The organism is Pseudomonas sp. JS3066 (assembly GCF_036328175.1).
Lineage (GTDB): Bacteria > Pseudomonadota > Gammaproteobacteria > Pseudomonadales > Pseudomonadaceae > Metapseudomonas.
In genome coordinates this window covers 3,895,412-3,909,528 of sequence record NZ_CP143312.1, presented here as the reverse complement: position 1 = coordinate 3,909,528, position 14,117 = coordinate 3,895,412, and the positions used below count along the sequence as shown (strand labels likewise).

At 64.3% G+C, this 14,117-nt stretch carries 12 protein-coding genes; 4 read left to right on the top strand and 8 right to left on the bottom strand.

From position 1 onward, the window contains the following. Positions 1 to 125 precede the first annotated feature (125 nt). The 4 genes from SA496_RS18445 (at position 126) to SA496_RS18430 (ending at position 6,377) form a co-directional block, all read left to right on the top strand. Positions 126 to 2,378 (top strand): PAS domain-containing sensor histidine kinase, encoded by a 2,253-nt coding sequence (locus SA496_RS18445; RefSeq protein ID WP_120649770.1) that lies wholly within the window; start codon positions 126 to 128, stop codon positions 2,376 to 2,378. 24 nt (positions 2,379 to 2,402) lie between these two features. Further along, positions 2,403 to 3,038: a response regulator transcription factor gene (locus tag SA496_RS18440; RefSeq protein WP_330114272.1), complete on the top strand. Its 636-nt coding sequence runs from the start codon at positions 2,403 to 2,405 to the stop codon at positions 3,036 to 3,038. 563 nt (positions 3,039 to 3,601) lie between these two features. After that, positions 3,602 to 4,966, top strand: coding sequence for a glutamine synthetase family protein (locus tag SA496_RS18435; RefSeq protein WP_330114271.1), 1,365 nt, complete (start codon positions 3,602 to 3,604; stop codon positions 4,964 to 4,966). A gap of 97 nt (positions 4,967 to 5,063) precedes the next feature. After that, positions 5,064 to 6,377: an NAD(P)/FAD-dependent oxidoreductase gene (locus tag SA496_RS18430; protein ID WP_330114270.1), complete on the top strand. Its 1,314-nt coding sequence runs from the start codon at positions 5,064 to 5,066 to the stop codon at positions 6,375 to 6,377. Between the two features lie 261 nt (positions 6,378 to 6,638). Here SA496_RS18430 and SA496_RS18425 read toward each other — a convergent pair whose 3' ends face one another. The 8 genes from SA496_RS18425 to metG form a co-directional block, all read right to left on the bottom strand. Next, positions 6,639 to 6,818 (bottom strand): PA3496 family putative envelope integrity protein, encoded by a 180-nt coding sequence (locus SA496_RS18425; protein WP_077527797.1) that lies wholly within the window; start codon positions 6,816 to 6,818, stop codon positions 6,639 to 6,641. A gap of 108 nt (positions 6,819 to 6,926) precedes the next feature. Beyond that, positions 6,927 to 7,565 (bottom strand): endonuclease III, encoded by a 639-nt coding sequence (gene nth, locus SA496_RS18420; RefSeq protein ID WP_120649775.1) that lies wholly within the window; start codon positions 7,563 to 7,565, stop codon positions 6,927 to 6,929. After that, on the bottom strand, positions 7,565 to 8,131 hold the full coding sequence (locus SA496_RS18415; RefSeq protein ID WP_120649776.1) for an Rnf-Nqr domain containing protein: 567 nt from the start codon (positions 8,129 to 8,131) through the stop codon (positions 7,565 to 7,567). Before SA496_RS18415 ends, nth begins: the two co-directional genes overlap by 1 nt. Next, a complete protein-coding gene (locus SA496_RS18410; RefSeq protein WP_153917263.1) occupies positions 8,128 to 8,736 on the bottom strand; it encodes an RnfABCDGE type electron transport complex subunit G in 609 nt (202 codons plus the stop codon). Before SA496_RS18410 ends, SA496_RS18415 begins: the two co-directional genes overlap by 4 nt. Then, positions 8,733 to 9,740 carry an RnfABCDGE type electron transport complex subunit D gene (locus tag SA496_RS18405; RefSeq protein ID WP_330114269.1) on the bottom strand — a complete coding sequence of 336 codons (1,008 nt, stop codon included), beginning with the start codon at positions 9,738 to 9,740 and terminating at the stop codon, positions 8,733 to 8,735. The genes SA496_RS18410 and SA496_RS18405 overlap by 4 nt, the downstream gene beginning before the upstream one ends. A gap of 90 nt (positions 9,741 to 9,830) precedes the next feature. Further along, positions 9,831 to 11,210, bottom strand: coding sequence for an electron transport complex subunit RsxB (gene rsxB, locus SA496_RS18400; RefSeq protein ID WP_330114268.1), 1,380 nt, complete (start codon positions 11,208 to 11,210; stop codon positions 9,831 to 9,833). Next, positions 11,207 to 11,761: an Rnf-Nqr domain containing protein gene (locus tag SA496_RS18395; RefSeq protein ID WP_330114267.1), complete on the bottom strand. Its 555-nt coding sequence runs from the start codon at positions 11,759 to 11,761 to the stop codon at positions 11,207 to 11,209. The genes rsxB and SA496_RS18395 overlap by 4 nt, the downstream gene beginning before the upstream one ends. A gap of 248 nt (positions 11,762 to 12,009) precedes the next feature. Further along, a complete protein-coding gene (metG, locus tag SA496_RS18390; RefSeq protein WP_120649781.1) occupies positions 12,010 to 14,043 on the bottom strand; it encodes a methionine--tRNA ligase in 2,034 nt (677 codons plus the stop codon). Positions 14,044 to 14,117 lie beyond the last annotated feature (74 nt).

The window sequence follows — 14,117 nt, the reverse complement described above, 5'->3', positions numbered from 1 at the left end:
ATTTATATAACAAGCTTGTGGGCATATGGAAGTACTTCTAGAGTCGTATAGTAAAACTACTATAGTGTTTCTGTTCCTTCCGTAGACCGGTATATCCTTGCCCACCCCCTGCCGCTGGACTCGCTATGACCCAGACCCCGGTTCGACTTCACACTTGGCTGCGCCTGCAGCGCGAGGGCGTGTCCCTGTCCGCCCGCGCCGATGCCCTGTGCCGGGCGTTGCGCGGCTGCCCCGAGGTACGCCAGGCCTTCTATCTGAGCTGGCAGTCTGGTGCGTCCATCTACAGCCATGAAGGCAGCGGTCAGCAGCTACCACCAGGGCAGGGCGATCCGCTGCAAGCCAGCGATGAACGCCTGGTCGAGCGTCTGGCAGAGGATGGGCGGCTGTCGTTGCATCAGCTCCGCCAGCTCGACTGCTGGCTGGCTGGACGTCTGCGCCGGGCCGCGATCAGCCATGGCCAAGCGTTTGACCTGACGCTGGAGATCGGCCAGCGGGGGCTGCTGCTGGTGGAAGTGCACGAAGGCGTGGGGCTGGATTGGCTGGGCTGCGTGCACGAATTGCTCACCACTCTACTCGGCAGCGTCAACGGCCTACTGCGCGCTTCGCCGCTGCTCGGCCATGACCCGCAGCCGAGCCTGCTGGTGGATGCCGGGGCCGCCCCCCTGGAACTGAACGCCGCGCTGCTGGCGATGCTTGGGGAAATGCCCCTGGCCGAGGTGTTGCGTTTTTTGCCGGTGAACCATTCCTCTCTTGTGCGTGCCTGTCTGGCCCAGGAGCGCGCCATCGAAGGGGTGGAGGCCCAGTGCGGCGAGCGCATGCTGATCTGGACCTATATCCCCGACCCGCGGGAGCGACGGGTGGTGGCGCGCTGCCGCGAAGCTACCGCGCAGATCCTCGCCGAACGCGAGGCGGCACGGGCGCGTCGGCTCTACCGGCTGATCACTGAGAACACCACCGACCTGATTTCCCGGCACACTCCCGAAGGCCGTTTCCTCGACGCCTCGCCGGCCTCCTGGACCCTGCTCGGCTACTGGCCGGAAGAGCTGCGCGGACAGCTCGCCCAGTGCCTCTTCCATCCCCAGGAACTGGCCCAACTGGTACAGCGCGCCCGGGATGCGCTGGAGCAAGACGGTTATCACACCATGACTTACCGCATTCGCAATCGCGCCGGGCATTACCTATGGTTCGAGACGGCCAGCCGCGCCATTCGCGAGACCTACACCGGGGCCGTGGTGGAGGTGGTCAGCGTTTCCCGCGACATCACCGCGCGGGTGCAGGCCGAGGAGAACCGGCGACGCCTGGCCGAGGTAGTGGAGGCCAATACCGACCCGGTGCTGTTCGTCGACCCCTCTGGGCACATCACGTACCTCAATCCGGCTGCCCGTCGTGCCCTGCGCCTGGAGGCCCGGCAGCCGATGCCGGCGCTGGCCGAGGTGATGCTGGCGGATGATCTGGCGCGCCTGCAGCGCGAGGGCTGGCGCACCGCCGAGCGCAAGGGCGTGTGGAGCATCGATTCGCGGCTGCTGCCCCCGGATGGCAGCGCATCGGTGCCAGTGTCCATGGTGCTGCTGGCCCACAGCACGGCGGGGGGCGAACGCTACTACTCACTGGTGGCCCACGACATGACCGAGCGCGAGCTGCGCGAGGCTCAGCAGCGTCGCCACCAGGATGAGCTGGCGCACACCGCACGGCTGGTGACTTTGGGCGAACTGGCCTCCGGCATCGCCCACGAGATCAACCAGCCGCTCGCCGCGGTGGTCAACTACGCCAGTGCCAGCCAGCGCTACCTGCAATCCCTGGGCAGCAACCCCAAGGCGGCGGAGCGCGTGGCCCAGGGGCTGGAGCGCATCACCGAACACGCCAACCATGCCTCGGAAGTGATCAAGCGGCTAAGGGCCTTCCTGCGCAAGGGGCAGCGCAAGATGCAGGCGCTGGACGTGGCCGAAGTGGCCCGCGAAGCGGTGCGCCTGTGCGCCTGGGAAGCCAGCGCCTGCCAGGTGGCGATCGCCGAGCAATTACCGGACAATCTGCCGCCGGTTTACGCCGATCGGGTGTTGCTGGAACAGGTGCTGCTCAACCTGCTGCGCAACGCAATCGACGCCAACCGCGAGGCTCATCCCGGTCGGGAATCGGTGATCCGGTTGGCTGCCAGTGCACAGGACGGACAACTGCTCATCGAGGTTTGCGATCAGGGGCCAGGGCTCGGCGAAAAGGAACTGGCGCGCATCTTCACTCCCTTCTATACCAGCAAGCCGGATGGCCTGGGCCTGGGGCTGTCGATGAGCCGCAGCATTATCGAAGGATTCGGTGGCGCCCTGGACGGAATGCCGAACGGGGAGGGCGGGCTGCTCATGCGCTGCCGCCTGCCGCTGCAATAACAAGAAGGTAACAGGAGCGATTTGATGTCCAACAGTGGCGAACAGGTGGTCTATGTGGTGGACGACGACCAGGGCATGCTCGATTCCACGGTCTGGCTCCTGGAGTCGGTAGGTCTCAAGGCGCTGCCCTTCACCAGCGGCCGCGCCTTCCTCGACGCCTGCGATGCTAGCCTCGACGCCTGTGTATTGCTCGACGTGCGCATGCCCGGCATGGGAGGCCTAAATGTGCAGGAAGAAATGCGCAGCCGCGGCCTCGACCTGCCTGTGATCTTCGTCAGTGGCCACGCGGATGTGCCGATTGTGGTACGCGCCTTCAAGGTGGGCGCTCATGATTTCATCGAGAAGCCCTACAACGAACAGCTCCTGCTCGATAGCGTGCAGCAGGCATTGTCCCGCGCTGACCACCAGCGCACCGTCTCAGGTAACCAGGGGCAGTTGCAGGAGTGTCTCGACAGTCTGACTCCGCGTGAGCGCGATGTACTGCTGCCGCTGGTGCAGGGCTACACCAACCGCGAGATTGCCGAGCAGTTGGACATTAGCGTGAAGACCATCGACCTCTATCGTGCCCGCGTGATGAAACGCATGCAGGCCGAGCGCCTGCCTGACCTGGTGGGCATGGCCATCGCGGCCGGCCTGGTGGACCCTCTGAAACTGCGCTAGGCAGAACCCGAGTGTTCAGCCGTAGGGTGGACCACGCTTCACTGGTCCACCATCGAGGTCCGGTATGGCGCCGCTGGTGAATGGAAAAGCGCCATTCACCCTGCGGGGCTGCGGCTTTGACATGGAATCTCCCTCAGGCAGGGTTAATGTTTAGTCGTTGGTTAACCAAGGATAGGAAAACCTGAATTTTATTCACCCATCCCGCCGTGCGAGCCTCCAACGCATTCCAATAAAGCAGCTTTCCCACATGGGTTGTTCCACTCCGCACACTTCTCCGCTCCGCGCCCTGACCCTCGGTCAGAGCCGCGCTGCCCGCCGTGCTCCCGGAGTCGCTCCCAAGGTCCAGTTCTTCCGTAAGTGGGCCTCCCATCTCGTGATTTCCCTGCCGCTCGAACTTGCTTTCTGGGCGCTCTGGCATTGCCGCCACGCTCGTCCGCCGGACAGCGCTCTCGCCTGATCGGGCCGCCATCGCTGCGGCCAACCTCACCCAGAAAGAGAAATTCGACCCTTGCCCGAACCGGTGAGGGCCAGTTTGCGTGCCCATGGGCACTAAAGAGAGCGACATGACATTTGCCAGCGTGCAGGAAGCCCGGGATTTCCTCGAACAGAATCCGGACATCGACGCATTCGAACTCTTCATCCTCGACGCCAATGGCGTGCCTCGCGGCAAGCTGCTGCATCGCGACGAGCTCCTGGCCGTTTACGAAACCGGCCGTCCGTTACCCAGCACTATCCTGGGCCTGACCATGCATGGCGAGGATGTGGAAAACTCCGGCCTGGTGTGGGATGTGGGCGATATCGATTGCCGCGCCTATCCGCTGGCCGGCAGCCTGGTTCGCATGCCCTGGCGCAAGATGCCCACCGCCGCCGTGCAGGTCAGCATGCACCCGCAGGAGGGCATGCCCGCCGCCATCGCCGACCCGCGCCATGTGCTGGTAGAAGTGATCGATCGCCTCAAGGCCGATGGCTTCCACCCGGTAATGGCCTGCGAGCTGGAGTTCTACCTGCTGGACCAGAAGCGCGACGCTGACGGCCGTCCGCAGCCGGCGCTGGATGCCGATGGACATCGTCCGCGTGGTACCCAGGTGTATGGGCTGCGTGAACTGGAGCAGATCGAGCCGTTCCTCGCCGACCTCTATGCCGCCTGCAAGGCCCAGGGCATTCCGGCGCGCACCGCCATCTCCGAGTACGCACCGGGCCAGGTGGAAATCACCCTGGAACATGGCGATGCGCTGCAAGCCATGGATCAGGCCGTGCGTTACAAGCGCCTGGTCAAGGGTGTTGCCCACGCCCACGGCATGCAGGCGTGCTTCATGGCCAAACCCTTCGCCGAGATCGCCGGCACCGGCATGCACATGCACGTGAGCCTGGCCGACGCCGAAGGCCACAACCTGTTCGCCAGCGAAGACCCTGCCGGTACCCCGCTGCTGCGCCAGTCCGTGGGGGGCATGCTCAAGAGCCTGCTGGATTCGCTGCTGCTGTTCTGCCCCAACGCCAACTCCTATCGCCGCTTCCAGGCCAATAGCTACGCACCGCTGGCGCCGACCTGGGGTGTGGATAACCGCACTGTGAGCCTGCGTGTGCCGGGCGGCCCGGCCAACAGCCGGCATATCGAGCACCGCATCTGCGGGGCCGACGCAAACCCGTACCTGGCGGCCGCGGCCATCCTTGCCGGTATCCACCGCGGTATCCGCGAGAACATCGATCCGGGTAATCCGATCGAGGGCAACGGTTACGCCCAGGCCAAGGAGCTGCTGCCCACCGACTGGCTGACTTCACTGTGTGCCCTGGAGCGCTCCAGCTGGGCACGCGACGCGTTCGGTACCGCCTTCCTCGGCGTCTATCTGGCCGTGAAACGCGCCGAGTACCGCCAGTTCATGTCCGAAGTTGGTGAGCAGGACTGGCGCTGGTACCTGAACCAGGCCTGAGCCGGAGAACGACCGTCCGTTTCTGTTTGTGGGAGCGAATTCATTCGCGAATCGCTCCCCGGAATTGAAGGCCCCTGTGGCCAAGAAGGATCCACCCATGACCGCTGCAATCAGACATCCGCTGCCCGCCGCCGAGCGCGCGCCTTCCTATTACTCCGCGACCCTCAACGAGGAGACCGCGTACCCCACGCTCGAAGGTGAAGTGAATGTCGACGTCGCCATTATTGGTGGCGGCTTCACCGGTGTAGCCACGGCAGTGGAAATGGCGGAGCGCGGCTACAAGGTCGCCCTGGTGGAGACCCACAAGATTGGCTGGGGCGCCACCGGCCGCAACGGCGGCCAGGTGACTGGCAGCCTTTCCGGCGATGCGGCCATGCGCAAGCAGATGAGCAAGTTCCTCGGCAAGGATGTGGACGACTTCATCTGGTATCTGCGCTGGCGTGGTCACGAAATCATCAAGAGCCGCGTGGCGAAGTACGGCATCCAGTGCGACCTGAAGCATGGCCACCTGCATGCCGCGATGAAGGCCTCGCACATGGACGAGCTGAAGGCTTCCTATGACGAAGCGGTGCGCCGTGGCATGGCGGACGACGTGACCCTGCTGGATGCGGCCGGCGTGCGCGAACACCTGGATTCCAATCTGTACGTCGGCGCCATCAAGAACACCCGCAACATGCACCTGCATCCGCTGAACCTGTGCATCGGCGAAGCCAAGGCCGCTGCCAGTCTGGGCGCGCTGATCTTCGAGCATTCCGAGGTGCAGGACATCATCCACGGCGACCGCCCGGCGGTGGTCACCAGCCGTGGCCGGATCAACGCCCAGCAAATCCTGCTGGCAGGGGACGTCTACCACAAGCTGGAGCGCAAGAAGCTCAAGGGCATGATCTTCCCGGCCATGGGCGGGATCGTTACCACCAAACCCCTGGGCGACCTGGCCAAGGAACTCAACCCGCAGGACCTGGCCGTGTACGACTGCCGCTTCGTGCTCGACTACTACCGCATGACGGGCGATGGTCGCCTGCTGTTCGGCGGTGGTGCCAACTACTCCGGCCGCGACTCCCGCGATATCGCCGCAGAGCTGCGCCCCTGCATCGAGCGCACGTTCCCGAAACTCAAGGGCGTGGAGATCGACTTCAAGTGGAGCTGCGCCATGGGCATCGTGATGAACCGCATCCCGCAGCTGGGCAAGCTGTCGAAGAACGTCTGGTACTGCCAGGGCTACTCCGGCCACGGCGTGGCGACCACCCACATCATGGGTGAGGTCATGGCCAATGCCATGAGCGGCAGCCTGGAGAAGTTCGACACCTTCGCCCAGTGCCAGCATATCCGGGTGCCGCTGAGCGAGCGCCTCGGCAATCACATGCTGGCGGTAGGCATGTGGTACTACCAGATGATGGAAAAGCTGCGCTGACCGATTTGTTGTGCGTCCTTATAAAGCCGGCCTTGTGCCGGCTTCTTTTTGTCTGGCTGGTCCCCTGAGCTGATAGCGCTTGGGGTCGGCCTGTCTGCACTGAATGTTGCAGGTAGCTCCATTGCCCGTATGAGCTGGCTTGCCAGCGAATGGCCCCTTTTCGCTAGCAAGCTAGCTCCTACAAGGCTCCTGGACCGAAGGTCGATCCGCTGCACCAACAAAAAGCCCCGCATTTGCGGGGCTTTTCAGGCAAGGCGCCACTTACAGGTCGAAGTCGTAGTCGGAGAGCTGTTTCTGCAGGCGGCGTTCTTCGAGGTAGTTGTCGATGATGCGGCGCTTGGTCAGGTTGGTCTTCGCGGTTTCGGCCGGGGCTTCCGAATCGTCGGATTCCTCGGAGACGAATTCCTCTTCGAGTTCGATTTCTTCTTTGGCAGTGGTCATAAGGTTCACTCCACAATGCGGGGCGCTATTGGCGCACCTTATAACCACAAAGCCAGAGCCGGTAAAAAAGATTTTTTCAATCAGATACCTGAGTGAATCAATAGGACATCAATCGTCGGACGTCTTCGCCTTGTATTCGCACAGGTCCTCTATACGGCATGCGCCACAGCGCGGTTTGCGGGCCACGCAGACATAGCGGCCGTGCAGGATCAGCCAGTGGTGGGCATCCAGCAGGAATTCTTTTGGCACGAATTTCAGCAGCTTTTTCTCGACTTCCAGCACGTTTTTACCGGGGGCGATGCCGGTGCGATTGCTGACTCGGAAGATGTGCGTGTCCACGGCCATGGCGGGTTGGCGGAAGGCGGTATTGAGCACCACGTTGGCCGTCTTGCGGCCCACGCCGGGCAGGGCCTCGAGGTCCTCGCGGTTGTCCGGCACCTGGCTGCCGTGCTTCTCGACGAGGATGCGGCACGTCTCGATGACGTTCTTTGCCTTGCTGTTGTACAGGCCGATGGTCTTGATGTACTCCGACAGGCCTTCCACACCCAGGGCATGGATGGCTTCCGGGGTATTGGCCACCGGGTACAGCTTCGCCGTGGCCTTGTTCACACCGACATCGGTCGACTGGGCGGAAAGGATGACCGCGATCAGCAACTCGAACGGCGTGCTGTAGGCCAGTTCGGTGGTGGGGTTGGGGTCGTCGTCGTGGAGGCGGCGGAAGATTTCGTAGCGTTTGGCGGCGTTCATCAGGAGTCAGCGGTCTTCGTGGTCAGTTGGCGCCAGAGGGCCATTAGTGTGCCGAGCAGGATAAAGGCGCCAGGTGCGAGGGCGAACAGGGGAATGCCATCGGCGCCGAACTGCAAGCGCCAGCCGAGCGCGACCGGCCCCAGCAGCCAGTCGAAGTGGGCGAACAGACTGGCATGTCCGAGGGCTTCCCGCAGGGTGCCCAGCAGCAGGGCGAGCAACGTGAAGACGAGCCCCGCGCGCAGGCCGCCGGCGGCCGTGGAATCCATTGCGGCGAGTTGCAGGCACGGCAGTACCAGCAGGTAGAGGTAGGGGCCGAGGGCGCGATGCAGCTCGAAGGCGCCGGCCTGCAACAGCAGACTGGCCAGGCTCGTCAGCAGGGCGGCCAGCAGCATCGCGCCGAACCAGTAGCCGGTGTCTTGCAGATGGCGCCGCAGCAACGGCAGGAGCAGGCCAAATACCGCAAGGACAGGCAATCCGGCCAAGGCGAGCCCCAGCCCTTTGATCAGCAGGTCGGTGGCACCTGTCAGCAAGGCCAGGCCCATCAATCCGAGTTGTCGGGCGTTCATGGCGATGGGCTCCCGAGCAGCAATTGGCGATGGCCATCGAAGTACTGCAGCGCGTGCTGGATGGCGCTGACTACGGCGCGGGAAGTGATGGTGGCGCCGGCAATCTGGTCGAACTCGCCCTTGTCGGCCTCGACTCGCCATTCCGCTTCTGGATGGCTGGCCAGGGAGGCGTCGGCGAAGATTTGCAGCCAGCTGCTGCGGGCGGGTTCGATTCGGTCACCTATTCCCGCGGTTTCCCGGTGGTCGAGGACCTTGGTGGCCAGCAGGCGTCCGTCCGGGCGTATGGCCAGCAGCAGGCGGATCGGCCCCTCGTATCCTTTGGCGGTGGCCGGAAGCAGAACGGCTACCGGAGTGCCTTCGCGAGTAGCGAGCCAGGCCTGGGTTGGCGCCGGTTCACCCAGCAGTTCGCTGGCGGGCAGGGTGATGGGTTGGGCCAGTGGATGGTTGTCGTAGCTGCCAGGGGGAAGCAGATCGAGCAGGGCACGCTCGTCGGCGGAGCGGCGTTCGGCCGCTATGCGGCCATCGAGCAGTTGGCTGGTGACGACCACTACGGCCAGGCCAAGTCCCGCCAGTGCGGCCAGCAATGCCAGGCTGCGCCCGTTCATGACTGCGTCTCCTGGCCACGCGCGGCGAGGCGGTCGAGGGTCGGCACGACCAGGTCCATCAGCAGGATGGCGAAGGCCATGCCGTCCGCATAGCCACCCCAGGTACGGATCGCATACACCAGGACGCCGGCGCCTACGCCGAACAACAGTCGCGCGCGATCACTACCGGCGCCGGATACGGGTTCGGTGGCAATGAAGAACGCACCGAGCATCGTCGCGCCGCTGAACAGGTGGAACAGGGGTGAACCATTGGAGTCCGAGCCGGAGCCGTTCCAGCACAGCAGGCTGATCACGAAGAGACCTGCCAGCAGGCCCACTGGCGCGTGCCAGCGAATCACCTGGCGTTGCAGCAGGAACAGGCCACCCAGCAGGAACGCCAGATTGACCCATTCCGTGCCGCGCCCACCAAAGCTGCCGAACGCGTGGTGACCGGCGAAGAGCTCGTCGATGGTCAGGCGGTTGTTGTGCTTGAGGCTGTCCAGCGCGGTGGCCTGGCTCCAGCCATCCACCAGTCCGCCGCCGAAGCCCAACACCTGCTGCAGGGATTCACCCAGGCCGGGGTGCTGGCCCGGCGCGGGCCATTGGTTGAGGTGTGCCGGGAAGGCCACCAGCACCAGGGCGTAGCCGAGCATGGCCGGGTTGAAGGGGTTCTGGCCAAAACCGCCGAACAGTGCCTTGCCGAACAGCAGGGCAAAGGCACAGGCGCAGGCGGTAAGCCACCAGGGCGAATAGGGCGGCAGGGCAAGTGCCAGCAGCGTTGCGCTGACCAAGGCGCTGCCCTCGCCCAGCAGCGGCTGGTTGAACAGTGAGGTTTCGGGCGTGGCGGGCTGCCGGAGCTGGCGACGTACTACAGCTTCACAGATCAGGGCGACCGGGATGGCGATCATCAATTGCAGGAGGCTGCCCCAGCCGTATTGCCAGAACAGGGCGAGCAGGCCCGGCAGGCAAGCGACCAGCACCAGTTGCATGCTGGGGCGCGGGTCGAAGGCCGGGCGGGTCGTCATGAGCGGACCTGCAAGAAATCGTAGGAGCGAGCTTGCTCGCGAAGAATGCAGTTCCACATCTGTTCGCGAGCAAGCACGCTCCTACAAGGGCTACGGTCTGGGTTGTTCATTTAGTGCTTGCTCAGCCTTATGCAGGCGCTCGCGGGCCTGGGCCAGTGCCGCCGGGTCGGCATCGGGCTGGCGTTCCAGCTTGCTGAGGTCGGCGCGGGCATAAGCCAACTCGGTCTTGATGGCGCGCATGGCTGGGTCAACCGGGCGCTTCTCGATACGCTGCAAATTCGGTGGTTGCTTGCCCGAAGCGTCTTCGGCGGTGTGCAGGGCGGTTTCAGCATCGGCGAGTGCCAGGCGCAAGGACGCCAGTTCGGCCGCGTTCGCGCCCCGATGCTCGGCGCTCTTGAGCGCCGCTCGGTGGCTGGCAAGGGCAATCTTGGCCTGCTTGAGGCGGGCCTCGCCTTCGCTGATGGGGGCGGGTGCGGCTGGCGAGCCATGGGCTGCATCCAGTCGTTGTTGAGCCTGCTCCACGGCCGCACGCAGTTCGACCAGTTGGGCCTGCTGATCCTCAGTGGGGGATTCGCCGAAGGCTTTCTCGGCCCTCGCCAACTGGGTGCGGCTCATTGCAGCGGCGATTTTCGCCTGCTTGAGGGTGGCTTCGTCTGCCTGCGGAGCGGCGTCTTCCAAGGCTGCCTTGAGTGCGGCCTGGGCCTTCTCGTTGGCGGCACGTAATTCGACGACCAGAGCCTGCAAGTCGGAAGTGCCATAAACCTCCAGCTTGTCTTCGGCCTTCTTCAGCGCCACCTGAGCCATGGCAGCTTCGATCTTCAGGCGCTTCTGCTGGTCGCTGAGACTCGGGGTGGCGGCCTTCTGGGCCTTCACCCGTTCGATGGCAGCCTGCACCGCGTCCAGCGGCGCAGCGGCAGTGCTCTGCGGGGCCTCTGCGGCTCGGGCGGCACGGGCTTCGCGTTCAGCCCGGCGACGAGCGTCGTCACGGGCAAGTCGTGCGTTGCGAAACTCGAAACGCTGACGGAACTGGTCGGCGTGCTGGCGCTGGGCGCTTGCGGCAGGTTCGGCCAGGGGCAGGATGTCGATGCAGTCCACGGGACAGGGCGCCACACAGAGTTCGCAGCCGGTGCATTCATCCGTGATGACGGTGTGCATCTGCTTGGCGGCGCCGACGATGGCGTCCACCGGGCAGGCCTGGATGCACTTGGTGCAGCCAATGCATTCCGCCTCGCGGATGAACGCGATCTGCGGCGGAACCGGGCCGTTGGGTGCATCCAGCGGAAGGGGCTGGACCTTCAGCAGGTCGGCCAGGGCATGAATGGTGGCGCTGCCGCCGGGGGGGCACTTGTTGATTGCCTCGCCCTGGGCGATGCCTTCGGCGTAGGGCTTGCACCCGGGGTGACCACACTTGCCGCACTGGGTTTGTGGCAGCAGGGCGTCGATGCTCTGGATCAGGCTGGCCTGGCTCATTGCGCCCCCATGCCATTGAATCCCAGGAAGGCCAGGCCCATCAGGCCGGCGCAGACCAGCAGCAAGGGCGTGCCGCGAAAGGCGGCCGGCACCTTCGTTTCATCCACTTGCTGCAGCAGATCGTCCAGCAGGGTCAGCACCAACCAGAATCCCAGGCCTCCGCCGAGGCCCAGGCCGATAGCCACTCCAAAGCCGCTCTCACTGCCGATGAGCATGGCGCCCAGTGCTGCACCGTTCGCCAGCAACAGCGGCCAGAGCCCCTCGCGAGGCAGGCTAGGGCAAGCGCGGCCGACGCCTTCGAGGCAGAGCCAAGCGAGCGGGGCGAGCAAAGGCAGGAAGATGAACAGACGTAGCGCGCCCAGCTCCAAAGGAACCAGGACGAACTGGTCGAGCAGCCAGGCAATCGGGGTAGCCACGGCGATCAGCGCGCCACCCGCCAGGGCCAGCGCCCGGCTGCGCGACTGGCGCAGGCTGTCGGCGCCAAGGGGCAGGCCGAGGATGAGGTTGTTGACCAGCGCTGCACCGAGCAGGGCGAAGATGAAGTCGGTCATAGGGACGTAGCGTCGCCAGGCTGAAAAAGGGGCCGCGTATTATCCGGAATGCAGTCGGAGCGGTACAGGGGCACGGCCGTGAGGGCCGGGCTCTGTTACAAGGCTAGCTCAGGACCATGCGAATTCGGTTGGCGGGCTGAAGCCAGCGATGGGCCTCGCTTCCAACGTATCCGGTGCGAGAGTGGATTGCCGGTGCTCCTGAACAAAAATGCCCGCAGGAGCGGGCATTTTTTTTGGAGCTTGTGGTGTTACTTGACGCGCTGACCGGGCTTGGCGCCGCTGTCCGGGCTGAGCAGGTAGATTTCCTCGCCTCCGGGGCCGGCGGCCAGGACCATGCCTTCGGAGACGCCGAACTTCATCTTGCGCGCCGCCAGGTTGGCGACGTACAGGGTGAGGCGGCCTTCCAGCTTGCTCGGGTCCGGGTAGGCGCTCTTGATGCCGGAGAAGACGTTGCGCTTGGCATCGCCGATATCCAGGGTCAGGCGCAGCAGCTTGTCAGCGCCTTCGACGAACTCGGCCTTCTCGATCAGCGCGATGCGCAGGTCGACGGCGGCGAAGGTGTCGAAGGCGATTTCCGCCGCCAGCGGGTCCTTCGTCAGTTCGCCATTGCCTTTCGGCGCCGAGGCGGCCGCCAGGTCTTCCTTGGAGGCGGCGACCATGGCTTCGATCTTCGCAGGCTCGATGCGGGTCATCAGCGGGTTGAACGGGTTCAGTTGGTGGTCGGCGAGCAGCGTCTTATGGTCATCCCAGGCCAGCGGGGCGACATTGAGGAATTGCTCGGCAGCGACGGCCAGTTGCGGCAGCACGGGCTTGAGGAAGATCACCAGCTGGCGGAACAGGTTGACGCCTGCGGCGCATACGGCCTGCACTTCGGCTTGCTTGCCTTCCTGCTTGGCCAGGGCCCAGGGCGCCTTGTCGGCGATCCAGGCATTGGCGCGGTCGGCCAGGGCCATGATTTCGCGCATGGCGCGGGCGAAGTCACGGTTCTCGTAGGCTTCGGTGATGCTCGGTGCGGCGGCAGCGAACTCGGTGAACAGCTCGGGCGCGGCGTTCTCGGCTACCAGCTTGCCGGCATTGCCCTTGTGGATAAAGCCGGCGCAGCGGCTGGCGATATTGACCACCTTGCCCACCAGGTCGGAGTTGACCTTCTGCACGAAGTCCTCGAGGTTCAGGTCGAGGTCGTCGACGCTGCGGCTCAGCTTGGACGCGTAGTAATAGCGCAGGTATTCCGGCTGCAGGTGATCCAGGTAGGTGCGTGCCTTGATGAAGGTGCCGCGGGACTTGGACATCTTCTGGCCATTCACGGTCAGGTAGCCGTGCACGTTCAGCGCGGTCGGCTTGCGGTAACCGGCGCCTTCGAGCATGGCGGGCCAGAACAGGGCGTGGAAGTTGACGATGTCCTTGCCGATGAAGTGGTACAGCTCGGCGTTGGAGTCCTTGTTCCAGAAGGCGTCGAAGTCCAGTTCCGGGCGGCGCGCGCAGAGGTTCTGGAAGCTCGCCATGTAGCCGATCGGGGCGTCCAGCCAGACATAGAAGTACTTGCCGGGGGCGTCCGGGATCTCGAAGCCGAAGTAAGGCGCGTCACGGCTGATGTCCCACTCCTGCAGGCCAGCGTCCAGCCATTCGGCGATCTTGTTGGCCACCGAATCCTGCAGGGCGCCGCTGCGGGTCCACTCCTTCAGCATGGCGTCGAAGTCCGGCAGCTTGAAGAAGTAGTGCAGGGACTCTTTCAGCACCGGAGTGGCGCCGGAAATGGCGGACTTCGGGTTCTTCAGTTCGGTAGGCGAGTAGGTCGCACCGCACACTTCGCAGTTGTCGCCGTACTGGTCGTCGGCCGCGCATTTCGGGCAGGTGCCCTTGATGAATCGGTCTGCCAGGAACATCTGCTTGTCCGGGTCGAAGTACTGGGTCACCGGACGGGTGGCGATGTGGCCGGCGTCGCGCAGCTTGGTATAAATGCTGCTGGACAGCGCGCGGTTCTCCTCCGAATGGGTGGAGTGGTAATTGTCGAAGTCCACCAGGAAGTCGGCGAAGTCGGTGGTGTGCTCGGCGCGCACGTTGTCGATCAGCTGCTCGGAAGTGATGCCTTCCTTTTCGGCGCGCAGCATGATGGCCGAGCCGTGGGCGTCGTCAGCGCAGACGTAGACAGCCTGGTTGCCACGCATCTTCTGGAAGCGCACCCAGATATCGGTCTGGATGTACTCAACCATATGCCCGAGGTGGATGGACCCGTTGGCATAGGGAAGGGCGCTTGTCACAAGAATCTTGCGGGGCTCGGTCATGGTGCTCGGCTACCGGATACGAAACAAAAGGGAAGTCGGCAACTATATAGGCCCGGCGCGATTTTTTCACCCGT